Origin of the sequence: Microbispora sp. NPDC088329 (assembly GCF_040685655.1) — a bacterium.
In the GTDB taxonomy this organism is placed as follows: domain Bacteria; phylum Actinomycetota; class Actinomycetes; order Streptosporangiales; family Streptosporangiaceae; genus Microbispora.
This window is the reverse complement of the sequence record NZ_JBFBIP010000012.1, coordinates 109,840-126,036: the sequence shown is the minus strand read 5'-3', so window position 1 is coordinate 126,036 and position 16,197 is coordinate 109,840. Positions and strand designations below refer to the sequence as shown.

16 protein-coding genes are annotated in these 16,197 nt (G+C 70.6%); 5 read left to right on the top strand and 11 right to left on the bottom strand.

The features are described 5' to 3' along the window. Positions 1–61: 61 nt before the first annotated feature. Positions 62–1,501: a hypothetical protein gene (locus AB0O28_RS22730; RefSeq protein ID WP_363643201.1), complete on the top strand. Its 1,440-nt coding sequence runs from the start codon at positions 62–64 to the stop codon at positions 1,499–1,501. Positions 1,502–1,533: 32 nt separating this feature from the next. Here the strand turns inward: AB0O28_RS22730 and AB0O28_RS22725 are convergent, their stop codons facing one another. Then, positions 1,534–1,968: a YbjN domain-containing protein gene (locus AB0O28_RS22725; RefSeq protein WP_363643199.1), complete on the bottom strand. Its 435-nt coding sequence runs from the start codon at positions 1,966–1,968 to the stop codon at positions 1,534–1,536. A gap of 152 nt (positions 1,969–2,120) precedes the next feature. Beyond that, positions 2,121–2,687 (bottom strand): TetR/AcrR family transcriptional regulator, encoded by a 567-nt coding sequence (locus tag AB0O28_RS22720; RefSeq protein WP_363643197.1) that lies wholly within the window; start codon positions 2,685–2,687, stop codon positions 2,121–2,123. A gap of 73 nt (positions 2,688–2,760) precedes the next feature. On the opposite strand from AB0O28_RS22720, the gene AB0O28_RS22715 reads away from it, so the two are divergent. After that, positions 2,761–3,480, top strand: coding sequence for an SDR family oxidoreductase (locus tag AB0O28_RS22715; protein WP_363643195.1), 720 nt, complete (start codon positions 2,761–2,763; stop codon positions 3,478–3,480). 149 nt (positions 3,481–3,629) lie between these two features. Here the strand turns inward: AB0O28_RS22715 and AB0O28_RS22710 are convergent, their stop codons facing one another. From AB0O28_RS22710 to AB0O28_RS22690, 5 genes are all read right to left on the bottom strand, one after another. Further along, positions 3,630–4,268, bottom strand: coding sequence for a pyridoxamine 5'-phosphate oxidase family protein (locus AB0O28_RS22710; protein ID WP_363643193.1), 639 nt, complete (start codon positions 4,266–4,268; stop codon positions 3,630–3,632). A gap of 81 nt (positions 4,269–4,349) precedes the next feature. Continuing rightward, positions 4,350–4,535 carry a hypothetical protein gene (locus AB0O28_RS22705; protein ID WP_363643191.1) on the bottom strand — a complete coding sequence of 62 codons (186 nt, stop codon included), beginning with the start codon at positions 4,533–4,535 and terminating at the stop codon, positions 4,350–4,352. A 271-nt stretch (positions 4,536–4,806) separates the two neighbouring features. After that, on the bottom strand, positions 4,807–5,256 hold the full coding sequence (locus AB0O28_RS22700) for a carboxymuconolactone decarboxylase family protein (RefSeq protein WP_363643189.1): 450 nt from the start codon (positions 5,254–5,256) through the stop codon (positions 4,807–4,809). Next, positions 5,253–6,257, bottom strand: a complete 1,005-nt coding sequence (gene sigJ / locus AB0O28_RS22695) for an RNA polymerase sigma factor SigJ (protein WP_363643187.1) — start codon at positions 6,255–6,257, stop codon at positions 5,253–5,255. Before sigJ ends, AB0O28_RS22700 begins: the two co-directional genes overlap by 4 nt. A 4-nt stretch (positions 6,258–6,261) precedes the next feature. Continuing rightward, a complete protein-coding gene (locus AB0O28_RS22690; protein ID WP_363643185.1) occupies positions 6,262–7,731 on the bottom strand; it encodes an MFS transporter in 1,470 nt (489 codons plus the stop codon). A 106-nt stretch (positions 7,732–7,837) separates the two neighbouring features. Between AB0O28_RS22690 and AB0O28_RS22685 the strand changes: the two genes are divergently transcribed. Then, positions 7,838–8,332, top strand: coding sequence for a helix-turn-helix domain-containing protein (locus AB0O28_RS22685; RefSeq protein WP_363643183.1), 495 nt, complete (start codon positions 7,838–7,840; stop codon positions 8,330–8,332). A 56-nt stretch (positions 8,333–8,388) separates the two neighbouring features. Here the strand turns inward: AB0O28_RS22685 and AB0O28_RS22680 are convergent, their stop codons facing one another. From AB0O28_RS22680 to AB0O28_RS22665, 4 genes are read right to left on the bottom strand one after another with little or no spacing between them, the layout of a single operon-like run. Then, complete coding sequence (locus AB0O28_RS22680) at positions 8,389–9,390, bottom strand: LacI family DNA-binding transcriptional regulator (protein ID WP_363643181.1); 1,002 nt, start codon at positions 9,388–9,390, stop codon at positions 8,389–8,391. A gap of 44 nt (positions 9,391–9,434) precedes the next feature. Next, positions 9,435–10,316 (bottom strand): carbohydrate ABC transporter permease, encoded by an 882-nt coding sequence (locus AB0O28_RS22675; protein WP_363643179.1) that lies wholly within the window; start codon positions 10,314–10,316, stop codon positions 9,435–9,437. Continuing rightward, positions 10,316–11,200 carry a sugar ABC transporter permease gene (locus AB0O28_RS22670; RefSeq protein ID WP_363643394.1) on the bottom strand — a complete coding sequence of 295 codons (885 nt, stop codon included), beginning with the start codon at positions 11,198–11,200 and terminating at the stop codon, positions 10,316–10,318. The genes AB0O28_RS22675 and AB0O28_RS22670 overlap by 1 nt, the downstream gene beginning before the upstream one ends. Positions 11,201–11,230: 30 nt before the next feature. Beyond that, positions 11,231–12,547, bottom strand: a complete 1,317-nt coding sequence (locus AB0O28_RS22665; protein WP_363643177.1) for an extracellular solute-binding protein — start codon at positions 12,545–12,547, stop codon at positions 11,231–11,233. Between the two features lie 206 nt (positions 12,548–12,753). Between AB0O28_RS22665 and AB0O28_RS22660 the strand changes: the two genes are divergently transcribed. Together AB0O28_RS22660 and AB0O28_RS22655 are read left to right on the top strand one after the other, a co-directional pair. After that, positions 12,754–14,766 carry a beta-galactosidase gene (locus AB0O28_RS22660; protein ID WP_363643175.1) on the top strand — a complete coding sequence of 671 codons (2,013 nt, stop codon included), beginning with the start codon at positions 12,754–12,756 and terminating at the stop codon, positions 14,764–14,766. A gap of 95 nt (positions 14,767–14,861) precedes the next feature. Further along, on the top strand, positions 14,862–15,953 hold the full coding sequence (locus AB0O28_RS22655; protein WP_363643173.1) for a glycosyl hydrolase 53 family protein: 1,092 nt from the start codon (positions 14,862–14,864) through the stop codon (positions 15,951–15,953). Positions 15,954–16,197 lie beyond the last annotated feature (244 nt).

Sequence of the window (16,197 nt, the reverse complement as noted above, 5' to 3'; positions counted from 1 at the left end):
ACCCTCATGTGGGCCCGGGACGTGATCGACAGCAAGATCGGGGTAACAAGAGACGCTTGTGGTGGAGCCAGACATTCAGTGGCCGGAGCGCCGGCGTCGCCGGTGGCCGTGGTTCGTGCTGATCGCGGTGGTGGCGTCCTCGGCCGTCGCGGCGGGCGTGTACGCGACCACCCTGCTGAGCGGCGCCGGCACCCAGCCGCAGGATGTGCTTCCCGCCGGGGCGTTGGGTTATGTCCGCGTCGACTTCGACCCGGCGGCGAGCCAGAAGATGGCGTTTCTGCGTGTGGCCGACAAGTTCGCCGCGACGAAGAGACAAGGCGGCGATCCCCGTGTGGCGCTGCTGAAGGCGCTCGGCGCCGACGCCAGGGGTGTCGATGTCGATCGGGACGTGATGCCGTGGCTCGGCGACCGGATGGGCATGGCCTTGCTGCCGTCGAACGGGACAGCGGAACCGAGTCGCGTCCTCGCGATCCAGGTGACCGACGAGGCGGCGGCGCGTACCGGAATCGGCACGGTGGGAAAACCGTGGGCGAAGGGCATCGCCTTTCTTGACGACTACGCGATCGTCGCGGAGACCCAGCCGCGGGCCGAGGCCGCGGTCGCCCAGGCGAGGAAGCGGCCGTTGACCGAGGACGACGCCTTCAAAGCGGACATGGCCGCACTCGGCGAGCCGGGCGTCCTTTCCTTCTGGGGATACGCGGGGAAACTGATGCGGAGCGTGGCCGAGCCGGCCACTTCGGGCGCCGGTGCGGCCTACGCCGTCAAAGCGTTCGACGACAGCCGTGTCGCGGGCGCCCTCCGGTTCACCGGTGACCACGCGGAGATCACCGGGCTCACCCGCGGCATCCCGGGGTCCCCCATGCGACCCGGGCCGGTGCACATCGAGGAACTTCCCGCCTCGACCGCGCTCGCGGTCTCCTTCTCCGGTCTGGACGAGGTCGTGAAGGGAGCCTGGCCCGACGCCCGCGCGGTCCTCGACCGGCAGGACCCGGCCGGCCCCGATCGCAAACTCGTCGCCGAACTGCGGCGGTACGGCGTCGATCTTCCCGACGATCTGGTGGCGCTGGTCGGCGGGAACCTCACGTTCGCCATGGAATACGACCGGCGCGGCGGAGTGCGGGCCGGGATCGTCAAGCGGAGTTACTCGCCCAAGGCGGAGGAGGTGCGGCTGGAGCTTCGGCGTCTGTACGCCGACCGCGGGATACCGTTCGGCAGCGGCCATGTCGAGGACGGCATCGTTCTCGCCAGTTCCCAGGAGTACTCCAACAAGCTCGGACAGCGACGCGGGCTCGCGGAGGACCCCGCCTTCCAGGAAGCGCTGCCCGACCTCGCCACCGCCACCTACGCCTGTTATCTCGATCTGGATCGCCTGGAGAAGCGGTATCTGCCGTACGTCGATCAGAGCATCCGGCGTGACGTGGCCCGGTTCCGTGCGATCGGCCTCAGCGGCAGGACCGGCGAGCAGGGGGGTACCTTCACCGTCCGCCTTCTGCTGAACTGACCCGCCTCGGGGGACGAACGCCGCCGGCCTGATCAGTCGGTCTCGAAGGCGAGCCGGTCGGTGAGCCAGCGGTAGAACTTGATCGAGAACCTGACCCAGTGAGCCACCATCGTGGTCAGGTGCTCCCTGGTCACGCCGGCCCCGATGTAGACCTGGGAGTCGCCGACGAGACGGATGTCGCCGTTGTCCTGGGTGAATGTGTACACCTTCGGCCACATCGTGTCGGCGTTCCACTCGTTGAGCGCCGTGAGCAGCATCGGTTTGTCGTCCACCGAGTGCGGCCTGTCATAGAAGGTGCGTACGGTGAAGAGATCTCCTTCCTTGCCGAAAAGGAAGAAGATCGTGAGGTGGGCGGTGGAGATCGCCAGGTCGCCCTCTGTGTCTATGGTGTGCTCGATGTCCAGCTCGTCCAGGATCTCCTCGAGGAGCTCACGGTCCGGCCGCACGACCGCTGGGGATGGCGTCACGGTCCCATCCTGCCGCATGGGCTCGGTTCTGAAGTGGCGAACGTGACAGGGGAGCTCGCCGAGGAGTGTGTCGAGCACCGAGCCCGCCTGTTCGGACTCGCCTACCGGCCGCTCGGCTCCCCGGCCGAGCAGAGGACGCCGCTGGAGCCGCGTCAACCCGGGAGGTCTCCGTGGGGTCCCGGGCTCGCGGCGATCCCGGCCACGAGCGCCGTGATGTCCCCCGCCAGGGCGGCGTCGAGCGGGGCGTGCCGATTGAGCAGCCGATACCACATGACCCCGAAGATCATGTCGACCAGCAGGTCCAGTTCGATGCCGGGGGGTGGCGGCATCCGCTCCAGCACCCCGCGCAGGGCCGTGCGCCGCGGGCCGATCAGCCGCTCCCGCAGCCGGTCGCCGAGGGCGGGATCGCTCTGGGCCTCCGCCATGAGGCCGGCCACGACCCTGCCGATCACACCGTCCGCCAGCGCGAAGGTGTCGCTCAGGAACGTCCGCAGGTCGGCCTCCGACGGCGCCCTGGCACTCGTGACGAGGTCCGTCATCGCCTCCAGCAACAGGTCGCCCTTGGTGTCCCACCACCGGTAGAGGGTCTGCCTGCCGACCCCCGCCTCCTCGGCGATGCCCTTCAACGTCACGTTGGGATATCCGTCGCGCTCGCACAGCCGTAGCGCGGCTCGGAGTATCGCCCGGCGCGCCTCTTCGCTGCGTGGCCTGCCCACCATGCCGCCAATTTACAGGACACCGTGTCTCGTTTATAGTTACGAGGCAAGGTGTCTCGTATTGGAGAGGGTAGCGATGACCGAACGAGTGGTGATCGTCGGAGGGACGAGCGGCATCGGCCTGGCAGCAGCCGTACGGCTGGCCGCATCGGGCCGCGAGGTCGTCGTCACCGGCCGTACGCCGGAACGGCTGGAGCGGGCGGTGAAGGAGATCGGGGAGCGGGGCTCGGGCGCGGTGGCCGACGCCCGCGATCCGGAGGCGATGTGCGATCTGTTCGCCGGGCTCGGCCGGGTGGACCACGTCGTGATCAACGTGTCCGGCCGGAAGGGGGCCGGGCCGTTCCGTTCGCTCTCGCCGGACGAACTGCGCCGCGCGCTGGACGACAAGCTGGTCGCCCAGGTGGTCGCCGCCCAGGCGGCGCTCCCGGTGCTGCGGCGGGACGGGTCGTTGACGTTCGTCGCGGCGGCCAGCGCGAACAGCGCGATGGCCGAGGTGGCCGGGCTGGCGGCGGTCAACGGCGCCATCCAGTCGATGATCCCCGGCCTGGCGGTGGAGCTCGCCCCGGTCCGGGTCAACGCGGTGTCGCCCGGCGTGATCGACACCGAGTGGTGGGACTGGCTGGGGGACGACCGGCAGGGTGCGCTCGACGCGTTCGCCTCCGCCACCACGGTGGGCCGGGTCGGCACCCCCGCCGACGTGGCGAACGCCATCGCGTACCTGATCGAGACGGGCTACGCGACGGGCACCGTGCTGACCGTCGACGGCGGCGTCCGCCTGAAGCCGCGCCTGGCATGAGAACGGTGCCCATCCGTGTTCGGACGGGCCGACGGGAGAGGCGGGGGCCGGTGCGGCGGGCGTGGCCGGGACAGGTGGGCTGGAGACCTCCGTCGCCGAGGTGGGCCGGTCGGCGGGGCTCTTGGCCGGTGACGACGGGACCGCCTCGGTCAGTGGGACGTGCCGGTGCGGGCGAGGATGTGCGGCGGGACGGGGTGGGCGGCGGCCTGCGGGTCGGTGAGGGGGGCCTGCCACGACGGGGTGAGCGGCAGGACGCCGGCCCACACGTCGTGGGGGTCGCCGGCGTCGTCCGGGTAGCCCTCGCGCACCTTGACCGACGCCTCGTCGAGCGGGACCGCGAGAATCGTCGTCGCGGCGAGTTCCTTGCGGTTCGGCTGCCGGGCGTAGTCCCACTGGCCGGGGGTGACGTGCTCGGTCAGGCACCGCAGGGCGGCGAGCTTCTCGTCTTCCTCCAGCACGCGCGGCACGCCGTAGATCATCGCGCTGCGGTAGTTCACGCCATGTTCGAAGACCGACCGGGCCAGCACGAGGCCGTCGACATGGGTGATCGTCACACAGACCGTCGTGTTCCGGGTGAGGCTGCGGCTCGCCACCGAGCCGTGCACGTACAGGTGGTCGTCGTCGAAGCCGTACACCGTCGGCACCACCATCGGGTCGCCGTCCACGACGACGCCGAGGTGGCAGACGAATCCGGCCCGGAGCACCTCGAACAGCGCCTCCCGGTCGGTGCGGCCCTGCTCTCGCAGCCGGCGGTGCCGGGTCCGCTCGGTTGCGGACAGATCACTCATAAGGCGACATCTAATCAGAAAAGGACCCGCCCGGCGGAATGCCGGGCGGGTCGTTGCGCGGATCGTCGTGGAAGGACCGGCTCAGGCGGCGGACGTGGGCCCGGACGTCCTCGGGAACCGGATGACGTTCCCGCCCGTGTAGGCCCTGAGGTCGACGATCTTCTTGTCCTTCCCGTCCCACCTGGCCCTGCGGCGCAGCGCGGTCCTGATGTCCCGCACCTTGGCGAGCGATGGGACCTTGGCGAGCGACGGCACCACCGTGACCATGTTCGTTACCCCCCGACCGTGATGGTTCCGTGATCTGTTCGGTATAGATATCGAAGACTCGGTAAAACGGGCGTAAAGCCGCCCGTGTCGCGGGAGCCTCTGAGAGCACGGTCAATACGGAAGCGGCCGGCCGGAGGGGGTGCGCAGGTCGAGATCGGCGGGACGGCGGACGCGGCGCGGCTTGCGGATCACGGTGCGTCTCATGGCGCTCCTCCTTCCATGACGTACGCAGACTATTCGCCCCGCGTGCCGCCGTCCTCCCGTTTTCCACTCAGACGGAGCCGGGGGCCTTCCGGCTCACGACGCAGATCCGGTTCCAGGCGTTGATCTGCGCGATGGCGACGACCAGCGCGGCCAGCTGCTCCTGGGAGTAGTGCTTCGCGGCCTCCGCCCAGATCTCGTCGGGCACGGGGTCGGGGCGGTCGGCGAGCCGGGTCGCGGCCTCGGCCAGCGCGAGCGCCGCCCGCTCGGCGTCGCTGTAGAACGGCGCCTCCCGCCAGCCGGCCACCGCCCACAACCGCTCGTCGCTCTCGCCGGCCTTCTTCGCGTCCCGGTGGTGCATGTCCAGGCAGAAGGCGCAGCCGTTGATCTGGCTCGCCCGGATCTTGACCAGCTCCAATGTGGCGTGCGGCACGTCGCAGGCGTGCAGGAAGCGTTCGACCCCCCGCATCGCCGCGTACGCCTCGGGAGCCAGCTCGTGGACATCGATCCTCGCGGTCATCGTCGGTTCCTCGTCTCGTCGGCCCGCGTCACGCGGGCGAGTTTCTCCGGGTTCAGGACCATGTCGATGGCAGTGATCCGGCCGTGCGCGATGGCGAGCCCCATCACGGTCACCAGCCGCCCGTCCCGGTAGCGCAGCAGCCCCGGCCAGCCGTTCACCGCGGCCGGGACCAGTTCGTGCGAGCCGAACCTGCGGATGCCGAGCAGCAGCCTGGCCACCTTGGCCGCGCCGAGGACGGGCCGCCTCGCGGAGCGCACCCGGCCGCCGCCGTCGCTGCGCAGGACGACGTCCGGGTCGAGCAGCGCGAGCAGCGCGTCCAAGTCGTCGCCGAGGCAGGCCCGGGCGAAGGCGCGCACCACCCGCCGGTGCTCGGAGGGGTCCACGTCGAACCGGGGAGCACGGGACGCGATGTGCGCCCGCGCCCGGGCGGCGAGCTGCCGGCAGGCCGCCGGGCTGCGTCCGACCGCCGCGCCCACCTCGGTGAACGTCAGGCCGAACACGTCGTGCAGCACGAACGCGGTCCGCTCGGCCGGGCTGAGGGACTCCAGCACGACGAGCATGGCCATGCTCATCGACTCGTCCAGGGTCACCCGCTCGGCCGGGTCGGGCGCGGCCTGGACGAGCCCGGCCGGAACCGGCCCGTTCGCCAGAGACCCGTTCGACAGAGACCCGTTCACGAGAGGCCCGTTCACGAGAGGCTCGGGCAGCCACGGTCCCACGTACTCCTCCCTGCGGTGCCGCGCCGAGCGCAGCACGTCGAGAGCCAGCCGGGACACCGTGACCACGAGCCAGCCGGTCACGTCCCTGATCTCGTCGCCGTCGCCGGCGTCCTTGACGGATCGCAGCCGCAGCCAGGCGTCCTGCACGACGTCCTCGGCCTCGTCGAGGCTGCCGAGCAGGCCGTACGCGACGCCGAGCAGCCGGGGCCGCATGGCCTGGAACTCGGCGTCCAGCACGGCCGTGCCGTCGTCATGGTCGTTCACATACTGAGGACGAGACACCCCCTCAGTGTGTGACATCGCTCCGCAGCGGCTGCGCCCGCGGGGTGTCCTGAGCCGGTGCCGAGGCCATGCCGGAGGCGCGGAGGCCGAACGCGACGACGACCGCGCCGAGCACCGCCGCCGCCACAGGGACGACCAGCGCGGTCCGCAGCGCGTCCGGCCCCGGCCCGGCCGCGACGCTGACGGCGGTGACGGCCGACAGCCCGAGCGCCGTGCCGAACTGCATCGCCGTGTAGAGCAGGCCGCCCGCCAGGCCGTGCTCGTCCTCGTCGACGCCCTCCGTCGCGGCCATGGTCAGCGGGCCGTACGCCAGCGAGAAGGACAGGCCGAGCAGGAGCAGCGCCGGAAGCATGGCGGCGTAGGTCCAGTCCATCCCCACGGGCAGGAAGAGCGCGTACGCGACCGCCGAGAGGACGATGCCGCAGAACAGCACCCGGGCGTTGCCGAAGCGGCTCACCAGGCGCGGCGTCAGCGTCGGCGCGAGCACCGTGTCGATCCCGATCACCAGCATGGCCAGGCCGGTCTGCATCGTGTTCCAGCCGCGCCACTCCTGGAGATACAGGGTGATCAGGAACTGGAACCCCGCGAACGCGAACAGGAACAGCAGCGCCGCCGCGTTCACCCGCACCAGCGGGGCGTTGCGCAGGATGCCCAGCCGCACCAGGGGCGACGGCGAGCGGCGCTCGATCGCGGCGAACAGCCCCAGCAGCGCCAGCCCCGCGGCGATCGTGCCCGCGGTCAGGCCGGGACCCTCGCCGGGGTGCTCCAGCCGGACCATCCCATACACGAGGAGCAGCATGGCCCCCGTGACGGTGGACGCCCCCGCCAGGTCGAAGCCGCCCGGTGCCGATGAGGGTGACGGACGCTCGCCACCCGTGTCGCGGACGAGGACCAGCGCCGTCGCCAGGATCAGCGCGGAAAGGATGACCGGCGCGAAGAACACCCACCGCCAGCCGAACGCGGCGAGCACGCCGCCGGCGACCAGGCCGAGTGAGAACCCGCCCGCCGCCGTGCCCGCGTACACGCCGAGCGCCTTGGTGCGCATCGGTCCCTCGGGGAAGTTGGACGTGACCAGCGCCAGCCCGGCGGGTGCCAGGAACGCGGACGCGACCCCCGTGACGAACCGCGCGGCCAGCAGCATCCAGCCCTGAGTGGCGAGCCCGCCGAGCCCGGAGAAGACCAGGAAGACGGCCAGCCACAGCAGGAACATCCGCCGGTGGCCCAGCAGGTCGGCGGCTCGCCCGCCGAGCAGCATGAACCCGCCGTAGCCGAGCACGTAGGCGCTGACCACGCCGCTGAGCGTCCCGGTGGACAGGCCCAGGTCGGCCCGGATCGACGGCAGCGCCACGTTCAGCATCGCCACGTCGATCCCCTCCAGGAAGATCGCGCCGCACAACACCAGCAGCACACCCCACGCGCGTCCCGTCATGCGGGCGGGGTGCCGGGCGGTGATTTCGCCCACGGAATTGGACATCGGAGTCCGGCTCCATCTCGTCGGGGAACCGGCCCCGGGGTGGTTCCCCGAGTGCCTGCCGGTTCCCCCTTGTAACCGACTGCATCGTCAGGCACCATCGGTGACCATGGAAGACGGAACTTATGAGTCCCTTGGTTACTGCGCGGATACCGGCGTCGACGACGACGTCCTCCAATGGGACCAGCGCGCGGACTGCGAGGTGCGGCAGATCCTCGACCGCATCGCCGACAAGTGGTCGCTCCTGGTGATCGCGCTGCTCGACAAGCGGAGCCTGCGCTTCACCGAGCTGCGCCGCGCGATCGACGGGGTCAGCCAGCGGATGCTGGCCCGCACGCTGCGGCATCTCGAACGCGACGGGCTGGTGAGCCGGACCGTGCACCCGACCGTCCCGCCGCGCGTGGACTACGCGCTGACGCCGATGGGCGCGACCCTGCACGCCACCATCCGCGCCCTGGTCGTCTGGACCGAGGAGCACCAGAACGCCATCGCCGCGGCCCGCGCCGCGTACGACCGGCGCGTGGCCGCCGAGCAGGAGGCCGCCGAGCGCGAAGAGGCCGAGCGCCTGGCCGTCGCCCGCGCGGTCCTGCCGGCCAGGGGCTGACCGCCGGTACTGGTGCCCGAACGAGCGTGAGCACGCGCGGACCGGGGGACCGGACGTTAGGCCGACTCCCTGACGATGAGGCGGGTGGACAGGATCACCGGGTCCACCGGGCCGCCTCCGTCGACGAGCGCGAGCAGCAGGCGTACGGTCTCCTCCGCGACCTCGGCGAGCGGCTGGCGGATCGTGGTCAACGGGGGATGGGTGGTGGCGGCGACCGACGAGTCGTCGAAGCCGCCCACGGCCACGTCGTCGGGCACGCGGCGGCCGGCCGCGCGCAGCGTGGACAGCGCGCCGGCCGCCATGAGGTCGGAGGCCACGAAGACCGCGTCGAGGTCGGGGGTGCGCTCGAGCAGCCGCGCCATCGCGCTCTCGCCGCTGAGCTGGGTCCAGTCGCCGTGTTCGATGAGCTTTCTCGAGGCCTTCCTGCCGAGCACGTCGGCGAAGCCCTCAAGGCGCTGGATGCCGCCGGGGGTGTCCATAGGGCCGGTGATCGTGGCGATCTTCCTGCGGCCCTGCTCGACGAGGTAGCGGGTCATCTGCCGGGCGCCCTCGCGGTCGTCGGCCGCCGCGTAGGGGATGACATTCTCCTTCCCGATGACGGCGCCGCAGGCGACGGCCGGGATGCGCATCGACTCCAGCTCGTCCACGAGAGGGTCGCCCGCGTGCGTGGACATCAGCAGCACGCCGTCGGCGTGGCCGCCGCGCACGTAGCGCACCACGCGCTCGCGGTCGCCGTCGTCCCCGGCCAGCATGATGACCAGGGAGACGTCCCGCTCGCCGAGCCGCCGGATCGCCGTGCGGATCGTGGTGCTGTAGTTGGGGTCCTCGAAGACCTTCTCGTGCGGCTCCGACAGCACCATCACCACCGACCCGGTCCGCTGGGTGACCAGGCTGCGGGCGTTGCGGTTGACGATGTAGCCGGTCTCGGCGATGGCCCGCCGGACGGCGGCGTGGGCGGCGGGGCTCACGTATCGGTCGTCGTTGAGCACCCGGGAGACCGTGCCCCGGGAGACGCCCGCCGCCGCGGCGACGTCGTGAATGGTCGGACGCTTCGCCATGGTCGTATTGTCCCCCCGCCGAGCTGCGTGTTCCCCCGCGCTCATCAGCTTTTCACGGCCCCGCCGGACAGGTCCGTACGCCAGTGGCGCTGCATCGTGAGGAACAGCGCGATCAGCGGGACGAGCGACAGCATCGTCCCCGTGATGATCAGGTTGTACAGCGACGGCTGGTTGGCACCCGCGGCGAGCAGCGTGTAGAGGCCGACCGTCAGCGGGAACCTGCGGTCGTCGCCCAGCATGATGAACGGCAGCAGGAAGTTGTTCCAGATCGCGACGAACTGGAACAGGAAGATCGTCACCATGCCGGGCGTCATCAGCGGCAGCGCCACCTGGCGGAACAGCCGCCACTCGCCCGCGCCGTCCAGCCGGCCCGCCTCCAGCAGAGACTGCGGGACGGCGGCCTGCGCGTAGATCCTGGCCAGATAGATGCTGTACGGGTGCAGGATCTGGGGCAGCAGCACCGACCAGTACGTGTCGGCCAGGCCGGCCTTGGAAAACAGCAGATACTGCGGGATCGCCAGCACGACCGACGGCACCAGGATGCCGCCGATGAGCAGATTGAAGATCAGGCCGCGGCCGGGGAAGGAGTATTTCGCCAGGGCGTACCCCGAGATCGTGGACACCGCGGTCGACAGCACCGCGCCGCCCCCGGCGTACAGGACGGTGTTGAGCAGCCAGAGCCAGAAGACGCCGTCGCGGTAGGCGAACAGGTCGGCCAGGTTGGACAGCAGGCCGGTGCCGGGCGCGAAGGTCGAGGTGGAGAACAGCTCGGCCTTCGACTTGGTGGCCGCGACCACCACCCAGCTCACCGGGAACAGGGTGTAGATCGCGCCCAGCACGAGCACGCCGGTCGGCACGATCCCCAGCGGGCGGCGCGGCGACGGGCGGGCGTGCCCGCGGGTTCGCGGCAGTGCGGTGGCGGTCATCAGCCCTCCCCGAACGCGTGGTTCTTCACGACCCGCAGGAAGCCGAACGACAGCACGAGGGAGATCCCGGCGATCACCATGGACGTCGCGGCGGCCGAGTAGAGGTCGCCGGTGACGAACGCGTCGCGGTACACCTTCATCAAGGGGCTCCAGGTCGAGCTGATCGTGTTCGTCAGCGGCCGCAGGGTGGTCGGTTCCGTGAACACCTGGACGGTCGCGATGACGGAGAACACAGTGGTCAGGATGATCGACGGCACCAGGATCGGGATCTTGACGCGCAGCGCGATGCCCAGCTCGCTCGCGCCGTCGATCCTGGCCGCCTCGTAGTACTCCCGCGGCACGGCCCGCAGGTTCGTGTAGAGCACCAGCATGTTGAAGCCGGTGCCGCCCCAGACCGCCACGTTCGCCATCGAGAACGTCACCAGGCCGGCGCTCAGGAACGGGTGCTCGCCGAACGGGCTGAGGCTGGGCAGGTAGAGGAAGCCCCACATCAGCGTCGCCGCCACGCCGGGCACGGCGTACGGCAGGAAGATCGAGATCCGGGTGAGGCGGGCGAGCCGCACGTGCGCGGCGTCGAGCATCAGCGCGAACACGAGGGCGAGCCCCAGCATCAGCACGAGCACGAGCGCGCCGTATCCGAGGACGCGCAGCCAGCCGGCCCACAGTTCGCCGTCGCCGACGGCGGCATAGTTGGCGAGCCCGGCGAAGACCTCCGTGCGGGCCCCCTTGCCGAGGCCCAGGCCGGAGACCTTGGTGCGCCGCAGGCTCAGGTAGATCGTGTAGCCGATGGGCAGGGCCATGAAGAGCGCGAACAGCGCCATCGCCGGGGCGAGGAACAGGTAGGGCACGGCGCTCGCGCGGGCGCCCTTCTTCGGGGATCGCATCGTCACTGGTCCCTGCTCACTGGGCCCTGCTCATTGGGCCAGGGTGAAGCCGGACTTCCGCATGTCGGCGACGGTGGCGTCCTGCATGCTCCGGACGGCCGCGGCGAAGTCGGACTTGGCGGCGACGGCCTTGTCGAAGGCGTCCCTGTAGGCGTTGTAGGTCACGTTGACGTCAGGGCCGAAAGTGAAGCCGCGGGCGGTGGCGCCGATGTCGGCCGCCTGCTTCCAGAAGTCGGGCTGGTTGGAGAAGTAGCCGGGAGCGCCGGTCATCAACGCGGCGCCCTTGGCGGAGGCCGGGTAGACCGCGCCCTCTTCGATCAGCAGCCCGAGCGCCTGCGGGTCGGTGTTCAGCCAGGTGGCGAACTGCGCGGCGGCCGCCTTGTTGGGCGACTTGGCCGCGACGGCGGTGGAGGAGCCGCCCCAGAAGCCGCTGTGGTTCTCACCCGCGTTCCACTGCGGCAGCGGGGCGACGGCCCACTTGCCCGCGGCCTTCGGCGCGTTGCTCGACAGCACGCCCGGGCCCCACACGGCAGACGGCCAGGTGAGCAGCTTGCCGTCGTTGAGCGCCTTGTTCCACTCGGGGGTGAAGTAGGGCATGCCGTCGATGACGCCCTCCTCCACCAGGCCGCCCCAGTAGGCGGCGACCTTCACGGTGGCCTGATCGTTCACCGCGACCTTCCACGCGTCGCCGCTGATCGACCACCACTGCGCGCCCGCCTGCTGCGAAAGACCGGCGAACCAGCCCGGGTCCTTGCTGGAGAACGTGCCGAGGAAGACCTTGGGGTCCTTCCTGTGCACCGTGCGGGCGGCCTCGGCGTACTCGTCCCAGGTCTTCGGCACCTCGATGCCGTACTTCTCGAACAGGTCCTTGCGGTAGTAGAGCATCATCGGCCCGCTGTCCTGAGGGACCGCGTAGACGGCGTCGGTGCCGAGGGTCACCAGCCCCCAGACGCCCTCGCCGAACTCGGCCTTGGCCTGCGCGGTCTCCGTCTTGAGGTCGGCCACCGCGTCGGCGGCGACGAAGGACGGCAGCATCTGATACTCGGCCTGAACCAGGTCGGGCGGGTTGCCCGCCTTGGCGGCGGTGAGGAACTTGGCCGCGGCGTCGTCGCCCCCCGCCTGCTTGCTGACCGTGACCTGGATGTCGGGGTGGGCCTGGTTCCACACCGCGACGATCTTGTCCATGTTCGGGACCCAGGTCCAGTAGGTCAGCTTCACCGGGCCGGCCGGCGCCGCGCCCTGGCTCGCGGCCTCGGCGGACGGCTCGTCGGAGCCGCCCGAGCAGGCCGACGAGAGCGCGGCGGTGAGGATCGCGACCGCCGCCACTGCTAACCGGTTCACGCGCATGTGTGCCTCCAGGCGGGGTGGGAGAGGGGAGTGAGAGGCGGAGCATCTGGGAGCGTTCACAGACTGAGATGTCCCTCCGGTGCTGTCAATGGCCGTTATGCGGTTGTTAGGGGGCCTTCCTGATCAGCGTGAATCGGTCTTACCTTCTCGGCGACGCGGTTGTGCGTTACTGTGCACGTTCACAGAAGGAGTATCGAGGGGGAGACGTGCCCGGATATCCCGTCCTGCCCGAGGGCCTCGCGTACGGCGGGGACTACAACCCCGAGCAGTGGCCGGAGGAGGTGTGGCGGGAGGACGTCCGCCTGATGCGCGAGGCCGGGGTGAACCTGGTCACCGTCGGCGTCTTCAACTGGGGACTGATCGAGCCGCGGGAGGGTGAGTACGACTTCTCCCGGCTGGACCGGATCCTCGACCTGCTCCACTCGGCCGGGGTGCACGCCGATCTCGCCACCCCCACCTCCTCGCCGCCCATGTGGTTCCGCCGCGGCTATCCCGGCAGCCGCCTGGTGGACAGGGAGGGCCACGTGCTCGGCGGCGGCTCCCGGCACAGCTTCTGTCCGAGCTCGCCCGACTACGCCGCGGCGTCCGAACGGATCGTCGCCGCCCTGGCCGCGCGATACGCCGGCCATCCCGCCCTGGCCATGTGGCACGTGCACAACGAGTACGGCTGGGCCAACGCCCACTGCTACTGCCCGGCGTCGGCCGAGGCGTTCCGCGCCTGGCTGCGGGACATGTACGGGGACGTGGGCGCGCTCAACGCCGCCTGGGGCACCACCTTCTGGGGGCTGACCTACGGCTCGTTCGAGGAGGTCGAACCGCCCGTCGCCGCGCCCGTGGGTGTGCTCACCGGGCTCCAGCTCGACTTCATGCGGTTCTCGGTCGACGCGCACATCGCCTGCTTCCGCAGGGAGCGCGAGACGATCCGCCGGTTCAGCGACCTGCCGGTCACGACCAACTTCATGATCCCCAACTGCAAACCGATGGACTACTGGCGCTGGGCCGCCGAGGTCGACGTGGTCGCCAACGACCACTACCTCGACTCGGCACGGGCCGAGCCGCACATCGAGCTGGCCATGGCCGCCGACCTGACCCGGTCGGTGGCCGGAGGCCGTCCCTGGATGCTGATGGAACACTCGACGGGCGCGGTCAACTGGCAGCCGCGCAACCTCGCCAAACGGCCGGGGGAGATGCGCCGCAACACCCTCGCCCACGTGGCGCGCGGCTCCGACTCGGCGATGTTCTTCCAGTGGCGCGCCTCCCGCTATGGCGCGGAGAAGTTCCACTCGGCGATGGTGCCGCACGCGGGCACCGACTCCCGGATCTGGCGAGACGTGGTCGCGCTCGGCGCGGACCTGCGCAGGCTCGCCGAGGTCAGGGGCGCGCGGGTGACGGCCGACGTCGCCGTGGTGTGGGACTGGGAGTCCTACTGGGCGCTCGAACTCGAGTGGCGGCCCTCGGCCGACCTGCGCTTCCGGGAACGGATCGAGGCCTACTACGAGGCGCTGTGGCGCGAGCACGTCACCGTCGACTTCGTCCACCCGTCGGCCGACCTGTCGCCGTACCGGCTGGTCGTCGCGCCCAGTTCCTACCTGCTCGGCGAGGCGCCGGCGAAGAACCTGCACCGCTACGTGGAGGCGGGCGGGCATCTGCTCGTGTCGTACTTCTCCGGCATCGTGGACGAGAACGACACCATCCACCCGGGGCCGTACCCCGGGGCGCTGCGCGAGGTGCTCGGCGTGGCCGTCGAGGAGTTCCACCCGCTTCGCGAGCGCGAGACGGTCGTGCTGGGGCCGTCGGAGTCATCCGAGTCACCCGAGGGTGTGACCGGCGTGACCGGCCGGATCTGGTCCGAGCGCGTACGGCTCGCGGGGGCGCGGGCCGTACGCGAGTTCGCCGACGGCCCCGACGCCGGGCATCCCGCCGTCACGCGGCACGACCTGGGCGCGGGCACCGCGTGGTACGTGTCCACGGCCTTGGACGCCGAGCCCGGCCTGCGTACGCTCCTCACGGAGGTCCTCGACCACGCGGGCGTCGACCGGCCGCGCGGCCTCCCCGACACGCTGGAACTCGTACGGCGGGGTGACCACTTGTTCCTCATCAACCACGCGGACGCGCCGGTGACCGTGCCCGGGGTGACCGGCACGGGAGTGCTCGACGGCGCCGCGTACGACGGTCCGGCGACGGTGCCGGCCGGAGGCGTCGTGGTCGTCCGCACATGAGCTCCCCCGGCGCCGCACCTGACCGGTGGCGCCGGGGGTATCGGGGGATCGGGGTTCGGGGGCGTCCATCAGATCCTCTCCTGACCGGAGGAACCATGAGAAAGATCCTGGCGGCGCTGGTCCTGTGCGCCGCCGCGGTGCTCCCCGCCGCGCAACCGGCGCACGCCGCCGGCACACTGACCATGCTCGGAGCCGACGTCTCCTCCGTGCAGCGCTCCCTCGATCTGGGTGCGAGGTACTACGACGCGAGCGGCAACCAGAGGGACCCGCTCGACATCCTCAAGGGCGTCGGCGTCAACTACGTCCGCCTGCGGATCTGGAACAACCCGGCCAGCGGCTACAACAACAAGGCCAAGGTGCTTCAGTACGCCAGGACGGTCAAGGCCAAGGGCCTGAAGCTGCTGGTCGACTTCCACTACTCGGACACCTGGTCGGATCCCGGCAAGCAGTACAAGCCCGCGGCCTGGGCGAGCCATGGCATCGGCCAGTTGCAGACCGACGTCTACAACTACACCTACGACGTGTGCTCCAGCCTCAAGGCACAGGGCACCACCCCCGACAGCGTGCAGATCGGCAACGAGATCAACGTCGGCATGCTGTGGAACGACGGCAAGGTCGTCAACAACGACTTCACGAACCTGAGCCTGCTGCTCAAGGCCGGCTACAACGCGACCAAGGCATGCAACCCCGGCACCCAGGTGATCATCCATACCGCGGACGCCGACAGCGACGCCCACGCCCGCTGGTTCTACGACGGCATCAGGGCCAAGGGCGTGCCCTGGGACATCACCGGCCTGTCGTACTACTGCATGTGGCACGGCACGCTGTCCAACCTGTCCAGCGTGATCTCGGACGTGCGGTCCCGCTACGGCAAGCCGGTTGTCATCGCCGAGACGGCCTACCCCTTCACGCCCGACAACGCCGACTGGGAGGGCAACTCGGTCACGTCGGGCTGCCCGGGGTACGGCCTGACCTGGCAGGGGCAGGGCGCCGAGTTCGCGGCGGTGCAGAGCACGGCCCGCAACGCGGGCGCCGTCGGCGTCTTCTACTGGGAGCCGACCTGGTACGCCGTGCCCGGCAACGGCTGGGACCCGGCGAACATCAACGGCACCGGCGACGGCTGGGACAACATGGCCGTCTTCGACTGGACCGGCCACCTCAACCCGAACATCCGATGGACCCCGTAACCGACTGAAACCGAGCGGGCCGTCCGGGAGTGCGAATACCCCGGGCGGCCCCGCTCTTGTGTGGTGTCTGAAGACCTCGGCGGCCGGACGCTGCGCTGGAAGGAACCTCCGGTCCTCGCGAAGCCCGTCCCGGACGCTGCGCCGGCCGGACGCTGCGCTGGAAGGAACCTCCGGTCCTCGCGAAGCCCGTCCCGGACGCTGCGCCGGCCGGACGCTGCGCTGGAAGGAACCTCCGGTCCTCGCG